The organism is Kitasatospora sp. NPDC001095 (genome assembly GCF_053598615.1).
The window spans coordinates 154,342-180,154 of the sequence record NZ_JBSFKQ010000009.1 but is presented as its reverse complement, the minus strand read 5'-3'; the positions used below and the strand labels follow the sequence as shown (position 1 = coordinate 180,154).

The window sequence follows — 25,813 nt, the reverse complement described above, 5'->3', positions numbered from 1 at the left end:
GCCCGCAGGCCCCCTCCTGCACCGGGAGGGGGCCTGCGGGGCGTGGTGCGGGTGCCCGGGTGGGGCGGGTGGATCAGACCTGGCCGGCCTTCTCCAGGGCCTCGCAGCAGGTGTTGATCAGGAGGCGGGTGACGACGTAGGGGTCGACGTTGGCGTTCGGGCGGCGGTCCTCGATGTAGCCCTTCTTGTCCACCTCGACCTGCCACGGGATGCGCACCGAGGCGCCGCGGTCGGAGACGCCGTAGCTGTAGACGTTCCACGGGGCGGTCTCGTGCTTGCCGGTGAGGCGGGACTGGATGTCGTCACCGTACTGGTTGACGTGCTCCAGCACCTTCTCCTGGGAGGCGCCGAGCGACTCGCAGGCGGTGATGATGGCGTCGTAGCCCTCGCGCATCGCCTTGGTGGAGAAGTTGGTGTGGGCACCCGCGCCGTTCCAGTCACCGCGGGCCGGCTTGGCGTCCAGGGTGGCGTCGATGCCGAACTCCTCGGCGGTGCGGTAGAGCAGGTAGCGGGCGATCCACATGTCGTCCGAGACGGTCAGCGCGTCGACCGGGCCGATCTGGAACTCCCACTGGCCGGGCATGACCTCGGCGTTGATGCCGCAGATGGCCAGGCCGGCGTCGATGCAGCGGTCCAGGTGCAGCTCGACGATCTCGCGGCCGAAGACCTCCTCGGCGCCGACGCCGCAGTAGTAGCCGCCCTGCGGGGCCGGGTAGCCGCCCTCCGGGAAGCCGAGCGGGCGGGAGCCCTTGAAGAAGGTGTACTCCTGCTCGATGCCGAAGATCGACTCCTGCGCGGCGTACTTCTCGGCGACCTCGCGCAGCAGGGCGCGGGTGTTGGAGACGTGCGGGGTGCCGTCCGTCTCCAGGACCTCGCAGAGGACCAGGATGTGGTCGCCGCCGCGGATCGGGTCCGGCACCACGCGCACCGGGTCCAGCACGCGGTCCGAGGCGTGGCCCTCGGCCTGGCTGGTCGAGGAACCGTCGAAGCCCCAGGTGGGGATCTTGTCGGCGTTGGGCAGGACGCGAGTCTTGGAACGGAGCTTCGCGGTCGGCTTGGTGCCGTCGATCCAGATGTACTCGGCCTTGATTGCCACGTCGTGTCCCTCGCATTGCTGGGTGGTGGGTGCCCGCGTAGCGTCGCAAGCCGCCGTTTCCCGGTTGTTCCTCTCGTGTAACGCGCATGTGAACCAACCGTCCGCATTGACACCGTCACGGTGCGGGAGTGCCGCGGGCGGCACTCCCGCCGTCCCGGGTGCCGTCGGTGACGGCACCCGCGTGGTCAGTGACGACGGATGCGGTCGCGGGCGGCCGCCGTGGTCAGTGACGGCGGGCGTGCGCGGCGCGGCGTCGCCGGGTGGCCCACAGCGCGGCCGCCCCGCCCGCGACCAGGGCGGCGGCCCCCGCGGCGAGCGGGCCGGTGGCGCTGCTGCCGCCGGTGGCGGCCAGCCTCTCCGCCTTCTCCGCCTTCTCCGTCTTCTCGACCGCGGCCTGCGGGGCGGCGGTGCGGGAGGCGGTGGTGTCGGCGACCGGCTGGGCGGCGGGCGCACCGGTGGGCGCGCCGCCGCCGGTGGCCTGACCGGAGGGGACGGCCGGAGTGGCCTGGCCGGACGGAGTGGCCTGGCCGACCGCCGGCGAGGAGGGCTTCTCGCAGCTCACCGAGGCGACGGTGACCTTCCCGGTGACCTTGGCGACGTTCAGGTTGAGCGGGTTCACCTCCACCTGCACCTCCAGCGCGGAGGCGGCGGCGGCGGTCGTCGTCACGGTCTTCTTGGAGAACTCCACCGAGACGCTGCCGACCAGCGGCACGTCCACCTTGGTCGGCCCGTAGAGGCCGACGGTGACCGGCTTGCCGAGCACGCTGAGCTTGACCGGCGCGACCACGTCGGCGGTGGGCTGCCCGTCCACCGGACAGGTCGCCTCGGCGCTCATCGCCTCCAGGCCGAGCAGCGCGGTGGCGGGCAGGCCGGGGGCGTGCACGTCGGCATTGACCAGCTTGACGGAGGCGGTGGCGCCCTTGGCGTCGACCCTGGTCACCGACTTGCCGATGTCGGCCTTGACCAGCTCGACCGGGCCGGTCTGGTCGATCCCGGCCACGGTGGCCGTCAGGACCGACCCGTCGCGCTGGGCCGGCGACTCCACCTTGTTCAGCGCGACGTTCACCGGGATGTCCACGGCCTTGTTCAACAGGCTGACGTCCAGGTCGAGTTCGGCGGTGACGGCGCGCGCCTTGCCGGGCGACGGGGCGGGCTCGGCCGCCTGGACGGGCCCGGCGGTGAGCAGCGTGCTCGCCACCACGGCGGTGGCCGCGGCGGCGGAAACGATTCGGCGAGAAGACATGGCGATACCCCCACACAGATGAAACGATGAGACGCCAGTCTTCTCGAACAATCCGTCACATGAGTAACACAGAAAGTCATTTCACTCGTTGGAGTGATATTGGCGTTCTGCACTGACTCGACTCTGCTACGGCCGGCCCGCTACGGCCCGGTCCGCTACGGCCTGTCTGCTACGGCAGCCGCCAATCCACCGGCTGAGCCCCCTGCCGCACCAGCAGCTCGTTGGCCCGGCTGAACGGCCGCGAGCCGAAGAAGCCGCGGTCGGCCGACATCGGGCTGGGGTGGACCGACTCCACCGACGGGACGTTGCCCAGCAGCGGGCGCAGGTTGCGGGCGTCGCTCCCCCAGAGGATCGCGACCAGCGGGCCGCCGCGCGCCACCAGCGCCCGGATCGCCTGCTCGGTGACGGCCTCCCAGCCCTTGCCGCGGTGCTGGCCGCTCTTGCGCGGCTGGACGGTGAGCACCCGGTTGAGCAGCAGCACGCCCTGCCGCGTCCACGGGGTGAGGTCCCCGTTGGTGGGCTGCGGCAGCCCCAGGTCGGTGCCGTACTCCCGGTAGATGTTGATCAGGCTCGCCGGGATCGGCCGCACCTCCGGCGCCACCGAGAAGCTCAGCCCGACGGCGTGGCCGGGGGTCGGGTACGGGTCCTGCCCGACGATCAGCACCCGCACGTCGGCGAAGGGCTGCTGGAAGGCCCGCAGCACGTTCGGGCCGGAGGGCAGGTAGGTGCGGCCTGCGGCCAGTTCGGCGCGCAGGAAGTCGCCCATCTCGGCGACCCGTCCGGCGACGGGTTCCAGGGCGGCGGCCCAGCCGGGCTCGACGATCTCGTTCAGTGGACGCGGTGCCATGGTCGCCACCCTATCGGCCTACACCGACAGGGCTTTCAGCGGATGATCATGCGATCGAAGGGCCGCCGAGGAAGGCCGGCGCGACGGCCCGGACTGGCCCGCGCGATGGTACGGGCGGGCCCGCGCGACGGTACGGACCAGCCCGCACGACCGTCCCGCCGGGCCCTCGCGGCGGCCCCGCGCGACTACCCGACCGGCCGCCCCCGCAGCACCACCAGCCGCGGGTCCGCGAGCACCCGGACGTCCGCTCGCGGGTCCTGCGCGTACACCACGAAGTCCGCCGGCGCGCCCTCCTCCAGCCCGGGCCGCCCCAGCCACTCGCGCGCGCCCCAGCTCGCCGCCGACAGCGCCTCGGCCGGGCTCAGTCCCGCCTTCACCAGCTCCGCCACCTCGTCCGCGACCAGCCCGTGCGCCAGCGAGCCGCCCGCGTCCGTCCCGACGAACACCGGGATGCCCGCGTCGTGCGCGGCGCCGACGGTGTCGTACCGGCGCTCGTGCAGCCGCCGCATGTGCGCCGCCCAGGCCGGGAACTTGGCCTCGCCGCCGACCGCGAGGTCCGGGAAGGTGGCGATGTTGACCAGGGTCGGCACGATCGCCACCCCGCGCTCGGCGAAGACCGGGATCAGCTCCTCGGTCAGCCCGGTGGCGTGCTCGACGCAGTCGATCCCGGCCGCCAGCAGGTCCGGCAGCGACTCGGCGGAGAAGCAGTGCGCGGTGACCCGGGCGCCCTCCTGGTGCGCCGCCGCGATCGCCTCGGCCAGCGCGTCGCCGGGCCAGCAGGCGGCGAGGTCGCCGCGTTCGCGGTCGATCCAGTCGCCGACCAGCTTCACCCAGCCGTCCCCGCGCCGGGCCTCGGCCCGGACGTAGGCGGCCAGGTCGCCGGGCTCGATCTCGTGAGCGTAGTTGCGGATGTAGCGGCGGGTGCGGGCGATGTGCCGGCCGGCCCGGATGATCCGGGGCAGGTCCTCGCGCTCGTCGATCCACCGGGTGTCGGCGGCCGAGCCGGCGTCGCGGATCAGCAGGGTGCCGGCGTCCCGGTCGGTGAGCGCCTGCTTCTCGCTGGTCTCGGCGTCCACCGCGCCGTGCGCGTCCAGTCCGACGTGGCAGTGCGCGTCCACCAGGCCGGGCAGCACCCAGCCGGTCACCGTCCGCACGTCCTCGGCGGTCGGCGGGCGGGTGAAGCTCACCCGGCCGTCCACCACCCAGAGTTCGTCCCGGACGTCCTCGGGCCCGACCAGCACCCGACCCCGCACGTGCAGCACCGCACCATCACTCATGCGCCCGCCTCGCTCCGCTCGCTCATGGCCGCACTCTACCGACGGGCGGGTGCCGTGTAAGCAGTCATGATGCGGCAGACTCGTTTCCGCACCCCACCCCCGCGAAAGGCGAAAAAGACGTGAGCCCCTTCCTCGACCTGCCCCCGCTCAGCGCCGCCGAGTTCGCGGCGATCGAGGACCAGGTGGCCGCGCTGCTGCACACCGAGGCCGACGTGATCGTCACCCAGGGCGAGGCGCTCCTCCCCCTGGAGGCCGCGATCCGCGGCGCCGCGCACCCCGGCTCGACCGCCCTCAACATCGTCACCGGCCCGTACGGGCAGACCTTCGGCAACTGGCTGCGCTCCTGCGGCGCGAAGGTCGTCGACCTGGCCGTGCCCTTCGACAGCGCGGTGAGCGCCGAGCAGGTGGCCGCGGCCCTGGAGGCCCACCCGGAGATCGACTTCGTCTCCCTGGTGCACGCCGAGGCCGCCACCGGCAACACCAACCCGGTCGCCGGGATCGGCGCCGCGGTCCGCGAGCACGGCGCGCTGCTGATGCTCGACGCGGTGGCGTCCGTCGCCGCCGAGCCGCTGCTCACCGACGAGTGGGGCGTCGACCTGTGCGTCATCGGCGGCCAGAAGGCGATGGGCGGTCCGGCCGGGGTCTCCGCCGTGTCCGTCTCCGAGCGCGCCTGGGAGCGGATCGCCGCCAACCCGGCCGCCCCGCGCCGCTCCTACCTGTCGCTGCTCGACTGGAAGGAGCGCTGGACGGACGCCGGCCGCGCCGTCCTGCCGCACGCCCCGGCCCAGCTGGAGATGCTCGCGCTCGGCGCCTGCCTGGACCGGATCGCCGCCGACGGCCTGCCCGCCGTGATCGCCCGCCACCGCGCCGCCTCCGCCGCCACCCGGGCCGGCGTCCGCGCGCTCGGCACCCTGGCCCCGTACGTCGTCGAGGACGCCCACGCGGCCCCGGTCGCCACCACCCTGCGCACCCAGGACGGCGTCGACGCGACGGCCCTCGCCGCCCGCCTCGACCCGGCCCTGCCCGTCCAGCCGGGCGGCGGCGCGCTGGCCGGCTCGATGCTGCGGGTCAACCACTACGGGCAGGCGGCCGCCCTGGACACCGTCCGGGCCTGCCTGTCGGCCCTCGCGGACGCGACGGACGCCGACCCGGCGCCCGCCCTGGCCGCCGCCGAGGCCGCCTGGAACGTGACCGTCCGGGCCTGACCCGGTACGGCCGAGGCCCCCGGAGGACGTCCTCCGGGGGCCTCGGCCGTCTGTCGCGCGCCGCGGTGCCCGTGTGGCCCGGTGCCCGCGGCCGCCTCGCGCGGACCTCAGTGCCCGTTGACGTCCACCACCTCGACGCCCCGGATGTTCCGCTCGATCTCCTCCGCCGGCAGCGCGATCGCCAGCGCCCAGTAGTAGACGACCAGCGAGAACGCCACCACCACGACGATGTCCCACCACAGCGGCAGGTTCCCCTGCGAGCCCACGCCGAAGGTGCCCTGCCAGGAGATCAGGCCCATGCCGACCAGGTAGACCGGCAGCCACTGACCGGCCCGGAAGTCCATCCGGGGCGCGTTCGGCAGCCCCTTCGAGCGCGCGTACCAGGAGTACCCGCCGAGCAGCACGTAGCCGATCACGATCGCCAGACCGAGGCGCCACAGGGTGTCCCAGCCGGACCAGTAGATGACCAAGCCGGCCACCACGAAGGCCAGCGGCGAGACCACGGAGCCGCCGGGCAGGTGGTACGAGCGCTCCATCCCGGGCAGCCGCTTGCGCAGCACCCCGAAGGCCAGCGGAGCGCCCGCGTACATCAGCACCACCGCCGAGGTGATGAACCCGACCAGCCGCTGCCAGCTCGGGAAGGGCAGGAAGCAGATCACCCCGGCCACCCAGGCGATCAGCAGGCCGAGCCAGGGCACCGCGCGCTTGTCGGTGGACTGCAGCATCTGCGGCGCGTAGCCGTTGCGGCTCAGGCCGTAGGTGACCCGGGAGCTGGAGGTGATGTAGACGAGCCCGGTGCCGGCCGGCGAGATGACCGCGTCGATGAACAGCACGGTGGCCAGCCAGCCCAGCCCGATCAGGGTCGCCAGGCCGGCGAACGGTCCGCTGATCCCGGGGTAGTCGAGCGTGCTCCAGCCGTGGGCGAAGGTCTCCGGCGGCAGCGCGCCGATGAACACCACCTGGAGCATCACGTAGACGATCGTGCCGATCACCACCGAGCCGAGCACCGCGCGCGGGATGTCCCGGCGCGGGTTGCGGCTCTCCCCCGCCCACTGGATGGCCTGCTCGAAGCCGAGCAGCGCGAAGATCACCCCGCTGCTGCTGATCGCCGTGAGCACGCCCTTGGCACCGTCCGGCGCGAAGCCGTGGACGTCGAAGTTGGAGCCGTGGAACTCGCTGATGCCGAGCGCGAAGATGGTCAGCACCGGGATGGCGACCTTCCAGACGGTGGCCGCGCTGTTGGTGTGGGCGAGCAGCCGCACGCCGAGGAAGTTGACCGCGACGAAGAGCCCGAGCAGGACGGCCGCGACGACGAACCCCCAGCCGGTCAGCGTCAGGTTCTTGTTCAGCAGGCCGTCCGCCCAGCTCCAGTGCTGGGCGTAGTTGAGCATCGCCTGCACCTCGATCGGTGCGATGGTGGCGGCCTGGAGCCAGGTGAACCAGCCGAAGGACATACCGGCGAACCCGCCGAAGGCGTAGTGCGGGTAGCGCGCCGTACCGCCCGCCACCGGGAACAGCCCGCCCAGCTCGGCGTGCACCAGCGCCAGCAGGACGATCGCGACCGCGCCGATGCCCCAGGACAGCAGCGCCGCGGGCCCGGCCGCCACCGCCGCCTTCTGCGCCCCGAACAGCCAGCCGGAGCCGATGATCGCCCCGACCGAGGCCCAGAGCAGTCCGATGACGCCGACCTCACGCCGCAGTGCGGTGTGCCCCGAGCCGGGCGGGGTGGAGGAGGAATGGGCCATGGCCGCTCGCCTCTCGAAGCAGGAGGAATTCCTCGGACAGTCCCCACCCGCCCGCCCCGGAACGCCCCGCGCCCCGCGCCCCTCACTCGAACAGCTCTCCGGAACCACTCGCCGGACCGCCCGCCACCGCACCTGCCGACGCACCCGGCGACATGCCCGCCGCGCCGACCTCCGGCACAGTTCCCGCATCGTTCACCTGCCCGGCACGCGGACCTCACCGGAGGCAGGCAGGCTCCCGAACAGGGCCCGAAGTTGGCTATACAACTTAACCTGACACGACTGCCCTGCACGACTGCCCCGACACGACAGCCGTAGTGCGCCGAGGAGAAGACCGATGACCGAACTGCCGCCGTACTGGCTGCGCGACAACTGCCCGTGCGCCGAGTGCCGGGACCCGCGCAACGGGCAGAAGCTGTTCCAGATCGACGACCTGCCCGAGGGCCTCGCCGTCGCCGGGAGCGCCGAGGCCGACGGGCACCTGGAGGTGCTCTGGTCGGACGGGCACCGCTCCCGCTACCCGCTGGAGTGGCTGGACCGGGCCGACGAGGGCGACGGGCGCACCGAGCGGGACAAGCGGCTCTGGACGGCGGCGGACTTCGCGCCCGGCATCCCGCGGGCGCGCTGGGAGGACTACCTGGCCGACCCGGCCGAGCGGGCCACGGTGCTGGCCGCCGTACGGGACAGCGGCTTCGCCGTGCTCCGCGGGGTGCCGGCCGTCGAGCGGCAGGTGCTGCGGGTGGCGGAGAGCTTCGGGTACGTCCGGGTCACCAACTACGGGGAGCTGTTCGACGTCCGGGTCGAGCCGGACCCCAACAACCTGGCCTTCACCAGCGTCGCCATCGCCCCGCACACCGACAACCCGTACCGGGACCCGGTGCCCACCCTCCAGCTGCTGCACTGCCTGGAGAACTCGGCGACCGGCGGCGACTCCGGACTGATGGACGGCTTCAAGGCCGCGGCGACCCTCCGGGAGGAGGCGCCGGACGCGTTCGAGATCCTCACCCGCACGCCCGTCCCGTTCGTCTTCCGCGACCGCCGCACCGAACTGCGCGCCGACCGCCCGCTGATCGACGTGGACCCGCGGGGCCGGATCCGCGAGGTCAGGTTCAACAACCGCTCGATCGGCACCGTCCGGGCCGACGGCCCGAAGGAGCTGGACGCCTTCTACACCGCCTACCGCCGCTTCGCCGCGATCACCCTGCGCCCCGAGCTCCTACTCACCTTCCGCCTCGGCCCCGGCGACTGCCTGGTCTTCGACAACACCCGTCTGATGCACGCCAGGACGGCCTTCCAGCAGGACGGCCACCGCCACCTCCAGGGCTGCTACGCCGACCTCGACTCGCTGAACAGCACCCTCGCCGTGCTGCACCGCCGCGCCGCCGGCCTGGACGCGATCGCCGCGTTGTTCGCGGGCGAGGGCGCCGGGGAGTACCTGGGCGAGGAGGTCACCATGGCCGAGCACATGCTCCAGGCCGCCGCTGCCGCCGAGGCCGCCGGGGCGCCGGAGCACCTGGTCGCCGCCGCGCTGCTGCACGACGTCGGACACTTCTTCGACGAGCACGGCCACGGATCCCTGCACGGACAAAATTTGATGGAGGGTCAGGACAACCGGCACAGCGACTGCGGGGCCGACTGGCTGGCCCGCTGGTTCGGCCCGGAGGTCACCGAGCCGGTCCGGCTGCACGTGGCCGCCAAGCGCTACCTGTGCGCGGTCGAGCCCGGGTACCGGGAGCGGCTCTCCGAGGCCTCCGAGTACACGCTGAGCGTGCAGGGCGGCCCGATGGACGAGCGCCAGGCCGCCGCCTTCGCCGAACTCCCGGGCGCCCGGGACGCGGTGGCGGTGCGACGCTGGGACGAGCAGGCGAAGGTGGCCGGCGCCCCGACGCCGGGCTTCGAGCACTACCGCCCGCTGCTCGCCGCGCTCATGCGGTGAGGGCACCCGTACCTCGGGGACGCCCGTGCACCGAGGACGCCCCTCGCGGCACGCGCGGGAAGCTCAGTCCAGCTCCCGCGCGTGCCGCGAAAGCGCCGACGTGGCCAGGGAGTTGTGCACGCTGAACGCCACCGTCCCGGGCAGGTAGCGGTCCTGGGACCACTCCACCGGCGTGCCCGTCGGGTCGGTCGTGCGGCGCCGCTCGCGCAGCAGCGGGCCACCCCGGCGGCAGCCGAGCAGCCGGGCGTCCTCGGCGTTGGCCGGGACGACGTCGATGGTGTGGTCGGCGTCGGTGAACAGGATGCCGTGCTCGCGCAGCACTTCGGTGTGCGAGACCACGTCCGGCGGCAGTTCGGCGACGATCTCGCCGACCCGCGGCGGGTAGACGGTGCGCTCGACCATCACGGGCGTGCCGGAGAGCGTCCGCAGCCGGACGATGACGTACACCTCGGCGCCCGGCTCCAGGCGCAGTTGCTCGCGCTCGGCGGCGTCGGCCGGGCGGCGCACCAGCGAGTCCAGGATGCCGCCGGGCTCCTCGCCCATCGAGTACGCCCAGTGCGTGAAGCTGAGCAGCTCGGAGAAGCTCTGCACCCGGGCCCCGCCGAGGACCACCCGGCGGGTGCCGCGGCGGGAGGTGACCAGTCCGTCGGAGCGCAGCACGGCGAGCGCCTGGCGGACGGTGCCGCGGGAGACGCCGTACTGCTCGGCCAGCGCGCCCTCGGCGGGCAGCCGGCCGGCCTCGCCGAACGCGCCGGTGGTGATCGCCTCGCGCAGGTCGGCGGCCACCTTCCGGTACAGCGCGCCGGGGCGCTCGGCCGGGGGCTCGCCGGCTGTCGGGCGCCCCCCGGCAGCCGAGCGCTCCCCGCCGGCCGAGTGGTCCCCGGCGGCCGGGTGCCCTTCGGTCCCGGGGTACTGGGGCTCAGTTGCCACGTCAGTCAATGTCCCTCCTGGGGCGGTGTCCTGCGCAGCCGTACCGGCGCGGACAGCCCGACCTTATCCCGCTGCGCCTTCGAAGCATCGCACCGAACGGTTCACGCTCCGATGGCCGGATTCCACCGTTCCCGCAGCCGACCCCGGTTCTGGGCCGTCCGTTCACCTTCCCGTCACCGGGCTCCGGCGTACTTACTGCTGTCAGCGAAGTTGGCTAGTCAACTCGGACGACGTCGATCGATCGCCCACCCGGCCGGTCCGCCGCCCTTCGCGAGACGCAAGCCCGCGGAACCCCCCGCGAACGCCCCTCGCAGTACGCCCCCTTAACAGGAGACTTCCCCGTGACCGTGCACCGCGCCCGCGCCGCCGCCTTCGCGGCCGTACTGACCGCCGCCGCGCTCTCCCTCACCGCCTGCGGCTCCGCCGGTTCGAGCGCCAAGTCCGGCGACACCGCCAAGGGCGGCGCCAAGGACGCCAAGTCGGCCACCTCGGTCGCCGACTTCGGCGGCATGGACGGCCTGGTCGCCGCCGCCAAGAAGGAGGGCAAGCTCCACGTCATCACGCTGCCCCGGGACTGGGCCAACTACGGCAAGATCATCGACAGCTTCAAGGCCAAGTACGGCATCGAGGTCGAGGAGGAGAACCCGGACGGCTCCAGCCAGGACGAGATCAACGCGATCAACTCCCGCAAGGGCCAGGACCGCGCCCCCGACGTGGTCGACCTGGGCAGCGCCTTCGCCCTCCAGGCGGTCAAGGACGGCATCCTCGCCCCCTACAAGGTGTCCACCTTCGACAAGGTTCCGGACACCATGAAGGACGCGAACGGCGCCGCCGTCAACGACTACGGCGGCTACGTCTCCATCGGCTGCGACGCCAAGAAGATCGCCGTCTGCCCGACGACCTTCGCCGACCTGCTCAAGCCGGAGTACAAGGGCCAGGTCGCCCTCAACGGCAACCCGACCAAGTCCGGCTCCGCCTTCGGCGGCGTCTACGCGGCCGCGCTCGCCAACGGCGGCTCGCTGGACAACATCCAGCCCGGCATCGACTTCTTCGGCAAGCTGAAGCAGTCCGGCAACTTCAACCCGGTCGAGTCGACCCCGGCCACCGTCGAGAAGGGCGAGACCCCGATCTCGATCGACTGGTCCTACCTGAACGCCGGCTACACCGACGAGTTCAAGGACAAGGGCGTCGACTGGAAGGTCTCCATCCCGGTCGACGGCTCCTACGCCCAGTTCTACAACCAGGCCGTCAACAAGTGGGCCCCGCACCCGGCGGCCGCCCGCCTGTGGCAGGAGTACCTGTTCAGCGCCGAGGGCCAGAACCTCTTCCTCGGCGGCTACGCCACCCCGTCGACCTTCGAGGCCCTGAAGAAGGACGGCACCCTGGACGCCGCCGCGGCCGCCAAGCTGCCGCCGGTCGAGAAGCCGTTCACCAACTTCCCGACCGTCGACCAGATCAACGCGGCCAAGAAGGTCGTCACCGAGAACTGGACCAAGGCCGTCGCGGGCTGACACCCCGGCCACGTACCGCAATTCGGGCTGAGAAAAGGCACTCATGACCACGGCTCCCACCCCGGTGCCGACCACCCCCGCCGCCACCTCCCCCGGTGGCGGCGCGGGGGCGTCCGCCACCGCCACGACCGCCTCCCCCACCACTACCGCCACCCCCGCCCCGCGGCGCCGGCCGCTCGCCCGCCTCGGCGGAGCGTCCTGGCTGGCCGCCGTGCCGCTGCTGCTGTTCTTCCTGATCGGCTTCGGACTTCCCACCGTCGCCATCGTGATCGGCGCGTTCACCACCTCCAGCGACGCGGAGACCGGTGCGGGGCAGTTCACCTTCGACAACCTGACGGCCTCCGTCCAGGGCGGCTACCAGACGGCCATGCTGAGCAGCCTCAAGCTCTCCGCGCTGACCGCGCTGCTCGCCACCGTGCTCGGACTGCCGCTCGCCCAGGCCGTCGTCACCTCCCGGCACGGCTGGCTGCGCCAGGCGGTGCTCACCGCCTCCGGTGTGCTCGCCAACTTCGGCGGACTGCCGCTCGCCTTCGCCTTCGTCGCCACCCTCGGCAACGCCGGCGAGATCACCAAGCTGCTGCACCTCACCGACCACGGCTGGTCGCTGTACTCCTTCACCGGCCTGACGGTCGTGTACCTGTACTTCCTCGTCCCGCTGATGGTGCTCACCATCACCCCGGCCCTGGACGGCCTGCGGACCCAGTGGCGCGAGGCCGCCCAGAACAACCGCGCCACCGGCCCGCAGTACTGGATCCACGTCGCCCTGCCGATCCTGGCCCCCTCCCTGCTCGGCGGCTTCGTGCTGCTCTTCGGCAGCGCCTTCGCCGCCTACGCGACGGCCGCCGCCATGGTCGGCGCGACCGTCCCGCTGGTCAGCCGCTCGATCGCGGACGCGCTCTCCGGCAACGTGCTGGTCGGCCAGGGCAACCTCGCCCTCGCCCTCAGCCTCAACATGATCGTCGTGGCCGTCCTGGTGATGGCCGTGTACCTCCCCCTCCAGCGCCGGAGCGCCCGATGGCTCAGCTGACCACCCCCGCCCGCCCCGGCCGACGACGCACCGTGCGCTGGTGGCGCGGCGCCGTGCTGGCGCTCGCCGGCGTCTACTTCGTCGTCCCGCTCGCGGCGTCCTTCTGGTTCTCCATCGACGACCCCAAGGGCATCTCCTTCGAGGCCTACACCGGGCTGCTCTCCGCCCCCGGCTTCCTGGACAGCCTCTGGCTGACCCTCGGCCTGGCCGTGGTCACCGTCGTGGTGCTGCTGCTCCTGCTCGTCCCGGCGCTGATCTCCGTGCGGCTCGGCTCGCCGAAGCTGCGCCCGGTCATCGACGTGCTCTGCACCCTGCCGCTGGTCGTCCCGCCGGTCGCGCTGACCGCCGGCATCATCGGCGTGCTCCGCTGGGGCCCGGACCACCTGATGGACACCCCGTTCTTCCAGACCTTCGTGTTCATCCAGGACCCGGGCTTCCCGCTGGTGCTGGTCATCGCGTACGTGCTGATGGCCCTGCCGCTCGCCTACCGCGCCCTGGACGCCGGCCTGCGCTCGATGGACGTGCGCACGCTGGTCGAGGCCGCCCGCAACTGCGGCGCGAGCTGGCCGCACGCGGTGTTCACGGTCGTCCTGCCCAACCTGCGCGGCGCCCTGCTGAACGCCTCCTTCCTCACCCTGGCCCTGGTCCTCGGCGAGTTCACCACCGCCTCGATCCTCGGCTTCCAGCCCTTCCCGGTCTGGATCTACTCGGTCGGCAACAGCCAGGCCCACATGTCGGTCGCGGTCTCCATCCTGAGCCTGCTGCTCACCTGGCTGCTGCTGCTCCTGCTGGCCACCGCCGGACGCGAGCGCCACGCCAAGACCGCCACCTCCTGAAACCCCCCGGAGTCACCAGTCATGACCACGGCCACCGCCATCGCCAACGGCGTCTCGCTCTCCCCCGGCAGCGCCACCGTCGAATTCCGCTCCCTGCGCCGCGCGTTCGGCGCCACCACCGCCCTCGACGGCCTGGACCTGACCGTCCACCCGGGCGAGCTGCTCGCCCTGCTCGGCCCGTCCGGCTGCGGCAAGACCACCGCGCTGCGCATCCTCGCCGGCTTCGAGCAGCACGACTCCGGCGAGGTGCTGGTCGACGGCCGGGACATCACCGCGATCCCCGCGCACAAGCGCGACGCGGGCATGGTGTTCCAGTCCTACAGCCTCTTCCCGCACCTGACCGCGCTGGACAACGTCGCCTTCGGGCTGCGGATGCGCGGCACCGGCAAGGCCGAGCGCCGCAAGCGGGCCCAGGAGCTGCTGGAGCTGGTCGGCCTGCCGCACCGCGCCGACCACTACCCGCACCAGATGTCCGGCGGCCAGCAGCAGCGCATCGCCCTCGCCCGCGCGCTCGCCCTCCAGCCCCGCGTCCTGCTGCTGGACGAGCCGCTGTCCGCGCTGGACGCCAAGGTCCGCCTCCAGCTGCGCGAGGAGATCCGCCGCCTCCAGCAGGAGCTGGGCATCACCACCCTGTTCGTCACCCACGACCAGGAGGAGGCCCTGTCGATGGCCGACCGGGTCGCGGTGCTGCGCGCCGGGAGGCTGGAGCAGTGCGCCACCCCGTCCGAGCTGTACGGCCGGCCGGCCACCGCCTTCGTCGCCGAGTTCGTCGGCACCATGAGCCGCATCCCGTGCACCCGCACCTCGGACGGCGTCGAGGTGCTCGGCCGCCGCCACGCGGTGGACGGCGAGATCCCGGCCGACGGGGAGCTCCAGGTGCTGGTCCGCCCGGAGAACGTCACCCTGACCCCGGCCGAGGACGGCCCCGCGCTGGTGGTCACCGCCTCCTTCCTGGGCGCCGTCACCCGGCTCACCGTCCGCCTGGACGACGGCACCGAGGTCAAGGCCGACCTGCCCACCGAGGCCGCCGCCGCGCTGCCGGCCGGTGCGCGGGCCTCGCTCACCCTGCCGGAGCGCCCGGTCCTGGTGGACCGCCGCGCGGCCTGAGAGCCTCGTACCTCCCCGCTCCGCCCGACGGAGCACCGCCGAACCACCGAAGAGCCACCCGAAGGTACCGCCATGCCTGACTCCGCCATGCCCGGATCCCCCGCCCTGGCCGATTCCCCCGCCCTGCCCGCCGCCGTCCTGTTCGACATGGACGGCACCCTGGTCGACACCGAGCGACTGTGGTGGCAGGCCGCCGCCGAGCTCGCCGAGGAGCTGCACCACCCGCTCACCGACCAGGACGCCCCCGAGGTGCTCGGTCAGGCGGTCGAGCACACCGCCGCCCACCTGCACAGGGTCAGCGGCACCGCCCTCGGCGAGGCCGAACTCGCCGCCCGGCTGGACGAGTCCTTCGCCGCCAAGGTCGCCACCGAGACGGTGCCGCGCCCCGGCGCGCTCGCCCTGCTGGCCGCGCTGCGCGACGCCCGGGTGCCCACCGCGCTGGTCTCCGCATCCCCCCGCGGGGTGGTGGACCTGGTGCTGTCCGCCATCGGCCGGGACTGGTTCGCCGTCACCCTGGCCGCCGGGGAGACGGCGCGCACCAAGCCCGCGCCCGACCCGTACCTCGCCGCCGCCGAGCGGCTGGGCCTGGACCCGGCCGACTGCCTCGCCGTCGAGGACACCCCGACCGGGGTCGCCTCCGCCACCGCGGCCGGCTGCGCGGTGCTCGCCGTGCCGTCCACCGCGGTGCCGATGCCGCGGGGCGAGCGGATCACCCTGCTCGCCAGCCTGGAGCAGGCCGACCTCGCCCTGCTCGGGAAGCTCGCCGGAGCCGGCGCGGTTCGACCCTGACATGCCCTATCTCCTGCTCGCCCTCGCCATCGCCAGCGAAGTCTGCGCCACCAGCTGCCTCAAGCTCACCGAGGGGTTCACCCGGCTCTGGCCGAGCCTCGGCGTCGGCATCGGCTACGCGCTCTCCTTCCTGCTGCTCGGCCGCGCGCTCAAGCACATACCGGTCTCGGTCGCCTACGCGGTCTGGTCCGGGGCCGGCACCGCGGCGGTCGCCGGGATAGGCGTGGTCGCCTTCGGCGAGTCGCTCGGGCGACTCCAGTGGCTGGGCATCGCGCTGGTGATCGTCGGGGTGGTGGTGCTCAACCTGAAGGGCGGCCACTCCTGACCGCCCCCGAGCACCCCCGACCGATTTCCCTGACGAGTCGTCACTTTCATCCAAGCGCTTCAACTAGCCTGTCGGGGCGGGAAGTCGGACGCGCCGACCTCCCGCCCCGAGGGCTTCGCTACGGTGTCCCCATGACGGACCCCCGGCCCCACCACTACCGCTTCGTCCACCGCGAGCTCGCCCGCCAGGTGCTGGAGTTCGGCCCGCGCGTGGCCACCCCGACCCCGGACGGCGGCAGCCTGCTGCCCGTCGTCACCCAGATCTGGGACGACCTCGGCGCGTCCCTGCCGCCCGAGGACCGCCTGCCCGGCCACGGCCTCGACTGCCGCCACCTGTCGGTCGACGGCCACCACATGCTGCTGGTCACCCTGCCCACCCCGGTCGGCGCCACCGAGGCCCACTTCGTCGCCGCCGTCCAGCCCAAGGGCGCCAGGGCCGTGCGCTACGTGACCCTCGAGCACGCGCTCAGCCCCCTCGACGGCAGCCCCGGCACCGTCCTCGGCGAGTGGACCGCCGAGAGCCACCTCAACCACGGCCCCGGGCCCTCCCCCGTCGCCGAGTTGTTCGTGGCGGCCGTGGTGCAGCTCGTCGGCCGGAAGAAGCGCGGCTTCTGGCGCCGCTGAGCCCCCGTCGCGGATGTCCGCTCCAGGGCCGGGCCGCCGGCGTCAAGAAGGCGTCGACGGCCCGTAGAAGTCCCGTGAATGACGGCCCCCGGTGCCGGTCGCCGTCCTCGACTTCCCGCTCGGCCGGGCCGCCGTGACCGTCCGCGACCTGTCCGGTCCCCGTGCCCGGGACGGCCTACGGCCTGCCGGGATCGGGCGTCGCGCGCTTTCGCCGCGACACCCGCCCGCCCCGGGAACGCCCGGTCAGCCCAGCAGTGCGGGCAGTTCGGCGATCGAGCCGAGGACGTGGGTCGCGCCGTCGGCCCGCAGGCGGGCCTCGTCGTGGGCGCCGGTGAGGACGCCGGCGACGACCGAGGCGCCGGCCCGGGTCCCGGTCAGCATGTCGTAGCCAGTGTCGCCGGCGACGGCGATCCGGCGGACCGAGTCGGTGCCGGTGCGCAGCAGCGCGGTGAGCACCATGTCGGGGTACGGGCGGCCGCGGCCGGCGTCGGCCGGGCAGAGCGTCAGGTCGGCGACGGACTGCCAGCCGAGGGCGTCCAGGATGCGGTCCTGGGTGGTCCGGGAGAAGCCGGTGGTGAGGACCACCTTGCGGCCCTGGCCGCGCAGTTCGGCGATGGCCTCGGCGGCGCCGGGCAGCGGGGCGCAGTGGCCGGCGTCGACCAGGTCGTCGTAGGCGGCCTCGAAGGCGGCGTTGGCCAGCTGGGCCCTCTCCTCCTCGCCGAACAGGTGGCGGAAGACGGAGATCTTGGACTCGCCCATGGTGGCCCGGACGTGGGCCAGCATCGGGTCGAACTCCGGGCTGCCGGCCTCGACGCCGAGCTTCGCGGCAGCCGCGGTGAAGGCCCGCTCGACCAGGCCGTCGTCGGCCACGGTGGTGCCGGCCATGTCGAGGACGACCAGGCTGATGTCGTTGGTCATGACAGCGTTCCTTACAGGTTGACGAGTTCGGCGGTGGTCTCGGCGATGGCGGGCGAGCAGGTCATGCCGCGGCCGCCGGGGCCGGTGACCAGCCAGACGCCGTCGCGCACGCGCTCGCGGTGGACCACCCGGGTGGAGTCGACGCACTGGGCGTACACCCCGGCCCAGCGGCGGCGGATCCGCGGCACCGGACGCCCGAGCAGCTCCTCGACCACGCCGACCAGGTGGTCGTACGGGTCCTCGACGACGTCGAAGCCGAACGGCTGGTCGTACTCGTGGGTGTCGCCGATGGTCAGGCCGCCGTCGCGGCGCTGGACCATCAGCAGCTGCATCTTGTGCTCGGCGGCGACCGGTGGCTGCGGCTGGGTCCCGCGCAGCCGGTCCAGGGCGGTGCCGGCGAAGGCGGGGTAGTAGCGGAAGCTGTCGCCGTCGGCGACGGAGGTGGTCAGGGTCTCGCCGAGCGGGTCGGTCTGCATCATCTGGAGCCGCACCCGGCGGACCGGCAGGGCGGGGGCGAGTTCGCGGACCAGGCCGCCGAGCCAGGCGCCGGTGCAGAGGATCACCAGGTCGCCGGTGTGGACGTCGCCGTGGTCGTCGCGGACGGCGTTCTGGCCGACCACCTCGCGCACCTCGCGTCCGGGCAGGAAGGTGTACCGGCCGGTGGACTCCAGGTACCCGCGCAGCGCGCGCTGGGCGGTGCGGGGCTCGACGGCGGCGTCGCGCTCGCACCACAGGGCGCCGAGCAGCTTGCCGCGCAGGGCCGGGTTGACGGCGCGGGTCTCGTCCGGGTCGAGCAGCTTGTAGCCGCGGGCGGCGGCGTCCGGCAGGGTCAGGGCCTGCTCGGCGACGGCGAGTTCGGCCTCGGTGCGGACGGCCGTGAGCGAGCCGTTGGCCCGGAAGCCGAGGTCGGGGACGCGGGAGCCGATGGACTCCCACAGTTCGCGGGCCCGCAGCGCGGTGTCCAGCTCCTCGCCCTGTGCCCGGCCGCTGACCCAGACCAGGCCGAAGTTTCGCACCGAGGCACCGCGCGCCTCGGTCTCGCGCTCCAGGTGGACGACCTCGTGGCCGCGCTCGACGGCCTGCCAGGCGTGCATGCTGCCGAGCACGCCTGCTCCTACGACGATGACTCTCATGCGTCCAGGCTGGTGCGCCCAGGTGTCGGAGGGGCGTCGACCCGCCGTCCCGCAGATGAACCACCTGGGAAGTTGTACAGACAACCCGCCGCCTGGCCCGCGGGAGCCACGACCGCACCACCCGCGCCCGGACACGAATGAGCCGGGCGGGCGCCCCCGGAGGAGGCTCCACGCCCGGCTCACCCGCTCCACCCGTCGTCCGAGACCGGACGAGGGGCGGGAGGACTACGGAACGGCGGCGGCCCGGCGGCCGGCCGCGGCCCGGATCACCCGGATCAGCGCCCCTGCGCCCGGTACCCGGAGTAGCCGTGGGCGACCACCGGCAGTTCCCCCGCGCCGAGCAGCGGGCGCAGCGCGCCCGCCCGCATCCGGTCCACCAGCGGCCCGCAGCGCCCGGCGAGCGGCGCCAGCAGCACCGCGACCAGCAGCCCGACCAGCGCGCCGACCGCCACGTCGTGCGGGTAGTGCACGCCGACCCAGACCCGGGAGGCGGCCATCAGCACCGCGAACAGGCCGGCCACCCAGCCGAGCCGCCGGTTGACGAACCAGAGCGAGGCCGCGGCGGCGAAGGCGATCACCGAGTGGTTGCTCGGGAAGGACCAGTCCCCGGTGCCCGGGCAGGTCTCCAGCGCGACGCTGCCGGGGATCTGCGCGCACGGCCGGAGTTCCTCGACCGCGCCCTTGAACACCGAGTTGACGCCGTACGCGACGACCACGATCAGCGGCGAGGCGAGCACCCTGGCCATCACGGCCGAGTCCGCGCCGCGCGCCCGCCACCAGGCGTAGACCATGAAGACCGCGAACAGTCCGAGGCCGAGCGCCGACCAGACCTTGATCAGCTCGTCCAGCCAGTGCGGCGCCGACTGCGCCCAGCCGTTGACCCGGCTGTACAGGCCGCCGTCGATTCCGCTGCCGTCGTACACGGCGAGCGCCCGGGAGGACATCACGCGTCACCTCCGTGACGCCGCGCCTTACGGGCGCGGAACAGTTCGAGAAGAATGGGGAGCACGGAGACAACTACTACCAGACCGATGATCGGCAGCAGGTACTGGTCGATACCGGGGATGGAGGAGCCCAGCCCGTAGCCGGCGAACACCACGCCGACCGTCCAGACCGCGCCTCCGGCCACCTGCCAGAAGGTGAACGAGCGGACCGGCACCTCGAGTACGCCGCAGAGCGGATTCAGCACCGTACGGACCACCGGGATGAACCGGGCGAGCACGATCGCCTTGCCGTGGCCGTACTTGGCCAGCAGCTCCTCGGCCCGCGCCACGCCCTCCAGCAGGCTCCTTCGCCTGGTCCTGGCGAGCAGCGCCCGGCCACCGCGCCGGCCGATCAGGTAGCCGACCTGCGCCCCGCCGAGCGCACCGACCAGGGCGGCGGGCAGCACCTGCCACAGCTCCAGCTGCGGCCCCTGGGTGGCGCCGGGCACGCAGAGCAGTCCGGCGGTGAACAGCAGCGAGTCGCCCGGCAGGAAGAAGCCCACCAGGAGGCCGGTCTCGGCGAACAGCACCGCGGCGATGCCGAGCGCGCCGAAGGCGGCGAGCAGTGAGGACGCGTCCAGCGGGTTCACCGCGAGGTGAACGGCCGGATCGGCGAGGAACTGGAGCAAGGCCGACGGACCTCCCGTACGTTGGAGGGCGGTTCGCATCGGAACCCGCCCTGATCGTCTACAGTCGCGTAGACGGTCTACATGACTGTAGACGAAACTTGGAGGAAGCGCCGCCATGCCCGACGTACCGTCCGTCCGCCGGCCCGCCGGGGAGCTGGAGGCCGAGGTGCTGGCCGCCCTCTGGTCGACCCGGCAGCCGATGACGCCGCAGGACGTCCAGGCCGCGCTCGGCGGGGACCTCGCCCGCACCACCGTCGCGACGATCCTGGCCCGGCTGTTCGACAAGGGGACGGTCGAGCGCACCCGGGCCGGCCGCGCCTACGCCTACGTTCCGACCGTCCAGGACACCGCGGGGCTCGCCGCCCGCCGGATGCACACCGAGCTCGGCCGCGAGGCCGACCGCTCCACCGTACTGGCCCGCTTCGTCTCCGACCTCTCCGCCGAGGACGAGCAGCTGCTGCGCGACCTGCTCGGCGACGGCGCCCCGGAGGCGGACCCGACGGGGCCGGGCGCACCGGGAGCGGCCGGCCGATGATGCTCGCCGTCTGGGTCCCACTGCTGCTGCCCTTCCTGGCCGCCCCGCTGGCCCGCCGCCTCGCCGAGGCGCTGCCGCCGCGGGCCGCCGCCTGGATGCTGGCCGGCAGCGCCGCCGTCCTGGCCGGCGGCACCCTCTGCTCGCTCGGCCTGCTGGCCGTCGACGGGCTGCTCCAGCTCCCACCGGTCGCCGCCCTCGGCCACCTCTCGCTGCCCTGGCTCACCGCGGCCTCGCCCGACGCGCCGTTCGCGGCCGTGCTGGCCGCCCCGGCGCTCCTCGCGCTCGGCGCGCTCGCGGTGCGCACCACCCGCCGGCAGCTGCGGGAGCTGCGCATCGCCAGGGCCGCGCTCCCGGCCCACGACGCGCCCCGCACGGAACCCTCCGGCGACCCCGACGGCAGCCTCGCCGACCGCGCCGGTGCCACGGGTGCCGCGGCTGCCGACGATCACCGTACGGACCGGACCGGCGCCCACCACCAGCTCCGCGAGCCCTCCTCCGTCCAGCATCCGGACATGCGCCCCCCGCACGCCTCCGTGCGCCGCTCACGCCCCCCGGCCTGGCCGGCCGCCCTGGCGCGGCCCGCCGCACTGCTCCGGACGGCCACCCGCCTGCGACCCGCCGCACTGTTCCGGACCGCCGACCACCCGCTCACCGTCCTGGACGACGAGTGCGCCGACGCCTTCGCCCTGCCCGGCCGCCTGGGCCGCCCCGGCCGACCGGGCGAGCCCGGCCGGATCGTCGTCACCTCCGGCATGCTGCGCGCCCTCAGCGCCCCCGAGTGCTCCGCCCTGCTCGCCCACGAACGGGCCCACCTGACCGCCCGCCACCACGTCTTCCTCGCCCTCGCCGAGCACGCCGCCGGCATCCACCCGGCCCTGCGCCCGCTGCGCGCACCCCTCGGTTACCACCTGGAGCGCTGGGCCGACGAGGTGGCCGCGGCCCGGGTCGGCGACCGCACGGTGACCGCCCGCGCGGTCGGCCGGGCCGCCCTGGCCGCGAGCCGTTCCCCCTGGCCGGGCCGCCCCCGGCTGGTCGCCGCCGCCCACTCGGGACCGGTCCCGCGCCGGGTCGCCGCCCTGCTCCAGCCCCGCCAGGCCGGCGCCCCCGGCACCTGGCTGCGAGCCGCCGCCGTGGCCCTGGCCGCCTGCCTGGCGCTGAGCACCGGCGCCACCCTCGCGGCCACCGCCGACCTGCACCACACCGTGGAGGCGGCCCAGCAGGGCACCGGCGCACGGCACTGATCCAGCCCGGCCCCCGGACCCCGCCGCCGAACGCCCGCCGGGCGCCGCCGGGGCCCGGGGGCCCGGGGGCCGGCCACGGGTTCCGTACCGCCCGGTAGGCGGAGTTGCCGGACCCAGTCCCCAGCGGCCCACCGCCCCCGTACGCTTTCGTCAGCGCGTCGGCCCCGGCGCGTCCTCGAACGGTGGCGAGGAGCGAAGCGCGTGCGGCAGACCGGACGGCAGTCCCGACGACCAGAGCGCCGCACCCCGCCGACCGCGACGGAACTGGCCAAGGTCCACGACCGCACCCTCGCCGACGCCGCCGCCCGGGAACTGGCCGCCCCCGCCCTCACCGCGCAGCCCGCGGGCCCGGGCCTGCTCGAACCCCGGCCCGAGATCGGCGACTCCTGGGCCCGGCTGCGACGCCTCGGCCTCGACCCCGACAGCGGCGCCGCCGCCGTCCTGCTCGGCCCCGGCGAGATAGAACAGCGTCGCCGCACCAGCGGGCTCGACACCGTCCTGCCGGTGCTGCGCGAGACCCTGCTGGAGGTGGGCGGCGCGGCCCCGCTGCTGGTGGCCGTCGCCGACGCCGAGGGCCATGTGCTCTGGCAGGAGGGCGAGCGCGGCCTGCGCCGCAGCGCCGACCGGATCGGCTTCATCACCGGCGCCCGCTGGACCGAGGAGCGTGTCGGCACCAACGGCATCGCGGCCACCCTGCGCATCCGGCGCCCGACGCACGTCCACTCCGCCGAGCACTACCTGCGCAGCCACCACGCCTGGACCTGCGTCGCCGCGCCGCTGCGCGACCCCGGCACCGGGCAGCTGGTCGGCGCCGTCAACCTGAGCGTCCCGGCGCACAGCGTCCGCCCGTACCTGCTCCAGCTCACCGCCACCGCCGCCCGGCTCGCCGAGACCGAGCTGCGCGCCCACCGGCTGGAGGCGCTGCACGAGCTGCGCGCCCTGGCCGCCCCGCTGCTCGCGCGGGTCGGCGGCCCGGCGCTGGTGGTGGACGCGGCCGGCTGGACCGCCGCCGCGGCCGGGCTGCCGCCGGTCGGCCGGCTGCGGGTGCCCAGCGGGGGCTGGACCCCGGCCGCCGTGCACTGGGTGCCGGGCCTGGGCGAGTGCGTGCTGGAGCCGCTCGCCGACGGCTGGCTGGTGCGCCCGGTGCGGTCACCCGAGGACGGCGGCTCCGGCGCGGTGACCGCCGAACAGGCCGAGGGCGCCCACCTCCGGCTCGACCTGCGGCGCCCGGACCGCCCGGAACTGTCCGTCCGGAGCGCGGCCGACAGCTGGTCGCACCCGCTCAGCCCTCGCCACGCCGAACTGCTGCTCCTGCTCGCCACCGGACGCGAGGGCAGTACCGCCGCCCAGCTCGCGGAGGCGCTGTTCGACGACGCCCGCCGGACGGTGACGGTCCGCGCCGAGCTGTCCCGGCTGCGCCGCTACCTGGGCGGTCTGCTGGCCCACCGGCCGTACCGGTTCGCGGAATCGGTGCTGGTCACCGTGGACGGGCCGGACGACCCGTACGACCTGCTGCCCGCCTCCTCTGCCCCGGCCGTCCGGCGGCTGCGGGCCGCGCTGGCCGCGGGGACGGCCCGGCTGCCCGGTACGCCGTCCCTCCCGCCGCCGCGCGCCGCCGGTCCGGCGGGACGTCGCTGACACCCCGGCGCCGCGACCCCGGCCCCGGTCGGCCTCAGCCGTCCGCGAGCAGGGCGGCCAGGTCGGCGTCGGTGGGGCCGCAGACCCGCTCCTGACGCTCGGAGACCAGGGCGTAGGTGCGGTCCAGCCAGGCCTGCACCCGGGGCCTGGGAGCCTCCAGCAGCGCGCTGCCGTGCGGGGACTCGAGCGCCAGGTGCAGCGTCGCCCCGTGGCACGGGCAGTACGCCGGCCACAGCTTGACGTCGCCCTGGCCGCTCAGCGCGCGCAGGCCGTCGCGCAGCAGTTCGCGGGAGAACACCCAGTCGGCCTCGTCGGGCCGCCCCAGGTGGAAGGTCAGCAGCACCTCGTACGGGCGCGCGGCGTCGAACCGGAACCGGGTGAGCACCTCGCCGACCACCTCCTCGCCCAGCGAGATTCGCAGGATCAGCACCTCCTCCACCGCCGCCGGAGCGGCGGTGGAGCCGTCCCCATCGCCGCCCGTGGGGGTGGCGGCGAGGGGTGCACTGGAGGCTGCGGACAGCGGGTCGGGCGGCATGACGGTCTCTCCGGGACGGCGTGGGATGCCCTCAGCGTGCGTCACACCCGGCGCACCGGGCAAGGGTTGCAAGGGGGTTGCAACGACCCCCGCCCGGCGCGGCCGACCCCTTACCGCGCTTGTCGGACGGAGTGTCAACTTCCGCGCATCGAACGGGTGTCCATGAAGTGGATGGGAACCGGCCGGGGTGCGGTCGCCCGCTGGTACGCTCTCCCCCTCCCCGCGCGGGCCCGCGCGGAACCGGTCCTCGGCGGCCGGAGCCGGGCCCGACGGTGACGCGTGGGAGAATACGGCGACGCGACGGCGGCTTCGGGGAGGGAGGGGTCCGGTGGCTGTGCGCGAGGACACCGCGCGGGACGTGCAGCACGAGCCCGCACGGCACGGCCGGCACGGGCGGCCGCGCCCGTTCGGCGGGCTGTTCCGACTGCCCACCCTGCGCTTCTCCGGCGCCGCGATGGCGATGTCCACCGTGGTCGGCATCAGCATCGCCACCACCCTGCTGCTGAACGAGCAGCAGGGGGTCGGCCGCCGGGCCGGCGTCGCCCGGGTCGGCACCACCCCGCCGCCCACGCCGGGCACCACCGACCAGGCCGAGGCGGCCTCCGCGCAGACCCCGACCGACGGCCCGTCGACCGGCTCCTCCTCCGGCCGCCCCGTCGGCGGCCGGCCCTCACCGAACGCCTCCTCGCACCTCTCGGCGCACCCCACGGGGCCCGCGCCGGTCGCCGCCTCCCCGTCCGCGCCCCACGGCGGGAGCCCCGGCGCGCCCCAGACCGGCGGCCAGGCCTCGGCCGGGCAGGAGGCGCCGGCCTCCGGCACCCAGCTCGCCGGCACCGAGGCCCGCGTCCAGGCCGACCCCTCGCCCTCCCCTTCCGTCTCCGTCCCCCCGGTCCCGAACGCCAAGCAGCCCGGCTACGCCCCGGGTCCGGCTCCCGCCCCGGGCGCCGGGCAGCCCGACCAGGGCGCGGCCCCCGGCGGCCCGGCACCGAACCTCCCCGGGCTGCGGCCGACCGCGCCCACCCGCCCCGTGCCGCCGCCGGTCGCACCCCTCCCGGCAACCGGGGCCTCCCCCGCCGGGGAGGCCCCGGCCGACACGGTCGACGGCACCGGCCCGGCCGGCCCCCGGCCCTCCGCGGACACCGACCAGGCGCTGACCGGCGCCGCCCGGCTCTCCCCGCTCGGCCGCGACGGCCTGCGCCACCGGCTCACCCTCGCGGTGGCCGAGCCGGTCACCGCGTTCCAGGCCGAGTTCCGGCTCGCCCCGGGCGAGTCGGCCCCCGGCAACGGCACCGCCTGGACCGACCTGCCGGGCGCCGTGGTGACCGCCCAGCAGGAGCGCGGCACCCTCGTCTACCGCTTCACCACCCCGCCGGGCACCGACGTCCGGCCCGGCGCCTACACCTTCGGCGTCCATGGCGCCCGGCCGGCCGCCGACCCGTCCGCCGGGGTGCGCAGGGCGGCCCCGGTGGAGGGCTGGAGCGTCTCCGCCTTCGCGCTCGACCACCCCCGCGCGGTGGCCGCGCTCGGCACCTTCGACCCGGTGCAGCCGCTGCCCGCACCGGCCTCCGGGGCGGGTGCCGGGGCGGCCACCGCCCCTGCCGCCACGGCACCCTGACCTGCCGAAGGCCGCCCTGTAACGGTCGTTCGACGATCCGGCCGCAGGCCGTTCCGGACGGGCGCATCCCCGTACCCCCGTTCGTTACTGTG

At 74.5% G+C, this 25,813-nt stretch carries 24 protein-coding genes; 13 read left to right on the top strand and 11 right to left on the bottom strand.

What is annotated here, in order from left to right; translation table 11 throughout:
- Window positions 1-73: 73 nt before the first annotated feature.
- The 4 genes from glnII to ACWDBB_RS11625 form a co-directional block, all read right to left on the bottom strand.
- Entirely contained in the window at window positions 74-1,096 is a 1,023-nt protein-coding gene (gene glnII, locus ACWDBB_RS11640) for a glutamine synthetase (protein ID WP_449789391.1), read from the bottom strand.
- 223 nt (window positions 1,097-1,319) lie between these two features.
- Entirely contained in the window at window positions 1,320-2,339 is a 1,020-nt protein-coding gene (locus ACWDBB_RS11635; protein ID WP_449789390.1) for an SCO1860 family LAETG-anchored protein, read from the bottom strand.
- Window positions 2,340-2,508: 169 nt separating this feature from the next.
- Window positions 2,509-3,186 carry a uracil-DNA glycosylase gene (locus ACWDBB_RS11630; RefSeq protein ID WP_449789389.1) on the bottom strand — a complete coding sequence of 226 codons (678 nt, stop codon included), beginning with the start codon at window positions 3,184-3,186 and terminating at the stop codon, window positions 2,509-2,511.
- A 185-nt stretch (window positions 3,187-3,371) separates the two neighbouring features.
- Complete coding sequence (locus ACWDBB_RS11625; protein WP_449789388.1) at window positions 3,372-4,463, bottom strand: amidohydrolase family protein; 1,092 nt, start codon at window positions 4,461-4,463, stop codon at window positions 3,372-3,374.
- 119 nt (window positions 4,464-4,582) lie between these two features.
- Between ACWDBB_RS11625 and ACWDBB_RS11620 the strand changes: the two genes are divergently transcribed.
- Entirely contained in the window at window positions 4,583-5,668 is a 1,086-nt protein-coding gene (locus ACWDBB_RS11620; protein WP_449789387.1) for a pyridoxal-phosphate-dependent aminotransferase family protein, read from the top strand.
- Window positions 5,669-5,775: 107 nt separating this feature from the next.
- Here ACWDBB_RS11620 and ACWDBB_RS11615 read toward each other — a convergent pair whose 3' ends face one another.
- The gene (locus ACWDBB_RS11615; protein WP_449789386.1) at window positions 5,776-7,413 is read right to left on the bottom strand and encodes an APC family permease; all 1,638 of its coding nucleotides are present in this window, start codon (window positions 7,411-7,413) and stop codon (window positions 5,776-5,778) included.
- A gap of 334 nt (window positions 7,414-7,747) precedes the next feature.
- Here ACWDBB_RS11615 and tmpA point away from each other — a divergent pair, with 334 nt between their 5' ends.
- Window positions 7,748-9,346: a 2-trimethylaminoethylphosphonate dioxygenase gene (tmpA, locus tag ACWDBB_RS11610; RefSeq protein WP_449789385.1), complete on the top strand. Its 1,599-nt coding sequence runs from the start codon at window positions 7,748-7,750 to the stop codon at window positions 9,344-9,346.
- 63 nt (window positions 9,347-9,409) lie between these two features.
- On the opposite strand, the gene ACWDBB_RS11605 is transcribed toward tmpA, so the two are convergent.
- Entirely contained in the window at window positions 9,410-10,276 is an 867-nt protein-coding gene (locus ACWDBB_RS11605) for a GntR family transcriptional regulator (RefSeq protein WP_449789384.1), read from the bottom strand.
- Between the two features lie 341 nt (window positions 10,277-10,617).
- On the opposite strand from ACWDBB_RS11605, the gene ACWDBB_RS11600 reads away from it, so the two are divergent.
- The 7 genes from ACWDBB_RS11600 to ACWDBB_RS11570 all read left to right on the top strand — a co-directional run bounded on the left by ACWDBB_RS11600 (window position 10,618) and on the right by ACWDBB_RS11570 (window position 16,494).
- The gene (locus tag ACWDBB_RS11600; protein WP_449789383.1) at window positions 10,618-11,787 is read left to right on the top strand and encodes an ABC transporter substrate-binding protein; all 1,170 of its coding nucleotides are present in this window, start codon (window positions 10,618-10,620) and stop codon (window positions 11,785-11,787) included.
- A 43-nt stretch (window positions 11,788-11,830) separates the two neighbouring features.
- Window positions 11,831-12,814 carry an ABC transporter permease gene (locus tag ACWDBB_RS11595; RefSeq protein ID WP_449789382.1) on the top strand — a complete coding sequence of 328 codons (984 nt, stop codon included), beginning with the start codon at window positions 11,831-11,833 and terminating at the stop codon, window positions 12,812-12,814.
- The gene (locus tag ACWDBB_RS11590) at window positions 12,802-13,650 is read left to right on the top strand and encodes an ABC transporter permease (protein WP_449789381.1); all 849 of its coding nucleotides are present in this window, start codon (window positions 12,802-12,804) and stop codon (window positions 13,648-13,650) included. The genes ACWDBB_RS11595 and ACWDBB_RS11590 overlap by 13 nt, the downstream gene beginning before the upstream one ends.
- Before the next feature lie 21 nt (window positions 13,651-13,671).
- Window positions 13,672-14,757: an ABC transporter ATP-binding protein gene (locus ACWDBB_RS11585; RefSeq protein WP_449789380.1), complete on the top strand. Its 1,086-nt coding sequence runs from the start codon at window positions 13,672-13,674 to the stop codon at window positions 14,755-14,757.
- 72 nt (window positions 14,758-14,829) lie between these two features.
- Window positions 14,830-15,546 carry an HAD family hydrolase gene (locus tag ACWDBB_RS11580; protein ID WP_449789379.1) on the top strand — a complete coding sequence of 239 codons (717 nt, stop codon included), beginning with the start codon at window positions 14,830-14,832 and terminating at the stop codon, window positions 15,544-15,546.
- Window position 15,547: 1 nt separating this feature from the next.
- On the top strand, window positions 15,548-15,871 hold the full coding sequence (locus tag ACWDBB_RS11575; protein WP_392878414.1) for a DMT family transporter: 324 nt from the start codon (window positions 15,548-15,550) through the stop codon (window positions 15,869-15,871).
- A 131-nt stretch (window positions 15,872-16,002) separates the two neighbouring features.
- Window positions 16,003-16,494: a hypothetical protein gene (locus ACWDBB_RS11570; RefSeq protein WP_449789378.1), complete on the top strand. Its 492-nt coding sequence runs from the start codon at window positions 16,003-16,005 to the stop codon at window positions 16,492-16,494.
- 243 nt (window positions 16,495-16,737) lie between these two features.
- On the opposite strand, the gene ACWDBB_RS11565 is transcribed toward ACWDBB_RS11570, so the two are convergent.
- From ACWDBB_RS11565 to ACWDBB_RS11550, 4 genes are all read right to left on the bottom strand, one after another.
- Entirely contained in the window at window positions 16,738-17,412 is a 675-nt protein-coding gene (locus ACWDBB_RS11565; protein ID WP_449789377.1) for a phosphonatase-like hydrolase, read from the bottom strand.
- Between the two features lie 11 nt (window positions 17,413-17,423).
- Complete coding sequence (locus ACWDBB_RS11560; RefSeq protein ID WP_449789376.1) at window positions 17,424-18,545, bottom strand: TIGR03364 family FAD-dependent oxidoreductase; 1,122 nt, start codon at window positions 18,543-18,545, stop codon at window positions 17,424-17,426.
- Window positions 18,546-18,820: 275 nt separating this feature from the next.
- Entirely contained in the window at window positions 18,821-19,489 is a 669-nt protein-coding gene (locus ACWDBB_RS11555; RefSeq protein WP_392914092.1) for a phosphatase PAP2 family protein, read from the bottom strand.
- The gene (locus tag ACWDBB_RS11550; protein WP_449789375.1) at window positions 19,489-20,157 is read right to left on the bottom strand and encodes a DedA family protein; all 669 of its coding nucleotides are present in this window, start codon (window positions 20,155-20,157) and stop codon (window positions 19,489-19,491) included. The genes ACWDBB_RS11555 and ACWDBB_RS11550 overlap by 1 nt, the downstream gene beginning before the upstream one ends.
- A gap of 115 nt (window positions 20,158-20,272) precedes the next feature.
- Here ACWDBB_RS11550 and ACWDBB_RS11545 point away from each other — a divergent pair, with 115 nt between their 5' ends.
- The 3 genes from ACWDBB_RS11545 to ACWDBB_RS11535 all read left to right on the top strand — a co-directional run bounded on the left by ACWDBB_RS11545 (window position 20,273) and on the right by ACWDBB_RS11535 (window position 23,571).
- Window positions 20,273-20,692 carry a BlaI/MecI/CopY family transcriptional regulator gene (locus ACWDBB_RS11545; RefSeq protein WP_449789374.1) on the top strand — a complete coding sequence of 140 codons (420 nt, stop codon included), beginning with the start codon at window positions 20,273-20,275 and terminating at the stop codon, window positions 20,690-20,692.
- Window positions 20,689-21,933, top strand: coding sequence for a M56 family metallopeptidase (locus ACWDBB_RS11540; protein ID WP_449789373.1), 1,245 nt, complete (start codon window positions 20,689-20,691; stop codon window positions 21,931-21,933). Before ACWDBB_RS11545 ends, ACWDBB_RS11540 begins: the two co-directional genes overlap by 4 nt.
- Before the next feature lie 201 nt (window positions 21,934-22,134).
- Window positions 22,135-23,571 carry a GAF domain-containing protein gene (locus tag ACWDBB_RS11535; protein WP_449789372.1) on the top strand — a complete coding sequence of 479 codons (1,437 nt, stop codon included), beginning with the start codon at window positions 22,135-22,137 and terminating at the stop codon, window positions 23,569-23,571.
- 34 nt (window positions 23,572-23,605) lie between these two features.
- Here ACWDBB_RS11535 and ACWDBB_RS11530 read toward each other — a convergent pair whose 3' ends face one another.
- Window positions 23,606-24,106 carry an SsgA family sporulation/cell division regulator gene (locus ACWDBB_RS11530; protein WP_449789371.1) on the bottom strand — a complete coding sequence of 167 codons (501 nt, stop codon included), beginning with the start codon at window positions 24,104-24,106 and terminating at the stop codon, window positions 23,606-23,608.
- A 328-nt stretch (window positions 24,107-24,434) separates the two neighbouring features.
- Here ACWDBB_RS11530 and ACWDBB_RS11525 point away from each other — a divergent pair, with 328 nt between their 5' ends.
- On the top strand, window positions 24,435-25,721 hold the full coding sequence (locus ACWDBB_RS11525) for a hypothetical protein (protein WP_449789370.1): 1,287 nt from the start codon (window positions 24,435-24,437) through the stop codon (window positions 25,719-25,721).
- The last annotated feature ends 92 nt before the right edge of the window (window positions 25,722-25,813 follow it).

What these genes read in the sequence shown, in the direction of transcription:
- ACWDBB_RS11635 (WP_449789390.1), bottom strand. Translation starts at nt 2,339, where the DNA reads ATGTCTTCTCGCCGAATCGTTTCCGCCGCCGCGGCCACCGCCGTGGTG.
- ACWDBB_RS11630 (WP_449789389.1), bottom strand. Translation starts at nt 3,186, where the DNA reads ATGGCACCGCGTCCACTGAACGAGATCGTCGAGCCCGGCTGGGCCGCC.
- ACWDBB_RS11625 (WP_449789388.1), bottom strand. Translation starts at nt 4,463, where the DNA reads ATGAGTGATGGTGCGGTGCTGCACGTGCGGGGTCGGGTGCTGGTCGGG.
- ACWDBB_RS11615 (WP_449789386.1), bottom strand. Translation starts at nt 7,413, where the DNA reads ATGGCCCATTCCTCCTCCACCCCGCCCGGCTCGGGGCACACCGCACTG.
- tmpA (WP_449789385.1), top strand. Translation starts at nt 7,748, where the DNA reads ATGACCGAACTGCCGCCGTACTGGCTGCGCGACAACTGCCCGTGCGCC.
- ACWDBB_RS11595 (WP_449789382.1), top strand. Translation starts at nt 11,831, where the DNA reads ATGACCACGGCTCCCACCCCGGTGCCGACCACCCCCGCCGCCACCTCC.
- ACWDBB_RS11590 (WP_449789381.1), top strand. Translation starts at nt 12,802, where the DNA reads ATGGCTCAGCTGACCACCCCCGCCCGCCCCGGCCGACGACGCACCGTG.
- ACWDBB_RS11585 (WP_449789380.1), top strand. Translation starts at nt 13,672, where the DNA reads ATGACCACGGCCACCGCCATCGCCAACGGCGTCTCGCTCTCCCCCGGC.
- ACWDBB_RS11580 (WP_449789379.1), top strand. Translation starts at nt 14,830, where the DNA reads ATGCCTGACTCCGCCATGCCCGGATCCCCCGCCCTGGCCGATTCCCCC.
- ACWDBB_RS11575 (WP_392878414.1), top strand. Translation starts at nt 15,548, where the DNA reads ATGCCCTATCTCCTGCTCGCCCTCGCCATCGCCAGCGAAGTCTGCGCC.
- ACWDBB_RS11570 (WP_449789378.1), top strand. Translation starts at nt 16,003, where the DNA reads ATGACGGACCCCCGGCCCCACCACTACCGCTTCGTCCACCGCGAGCTC.
- ACWDBB_RS11565 (WP_449789377.1), bottom strand. Translation starts at nt 17,412, where the DNA reads ATGACCAACGACATCAGCCTGGTCGTCCTCGACATGGCCGGCACCACC.
- ACWDBB_RS11560 (WP_449789376.1), bottom strand. Translation starts at nt 18,545, where the DNA reads ATGAGAGTCATCGTCGTAGGAGCAGGCGTGCTCGGCAGCATGCACGCC.
- ACWDBB_RS11555 (WP_392914092.1), bottom strand. Translation starts at nt 19,489, where the DNA reads ATGTCCTCCCGGGCGCTCGCCGTGTACGACGGCAGCGGAATCGACGGC.
- ACWDBB_RS11545 (WP_449789374.1), top strand. Translation starts at nt 20,273, where the DNA reads ATGCCCGACGTACCGTCCGTCCGCCGGCCCGCCGGGGAGCTGGAGGCC.
- ACWDBB_RS11540 (WP_449789373.1), top strand. Translation starts at nt 20,689, where the DNA reads ATGATGCTCGCCGTCTGGGTCCCACTGCTGCTGCCCTTCCTGGCCGCC.
- ACWDBB_RS11530 (WP_449789371.1), bottom strand. Translation starts at nt 24,106, where the DNA reads ATGCCGCCCGACCCGCTGTCCGCAGCCTCCAGTGCACCCCTCGCCGCC.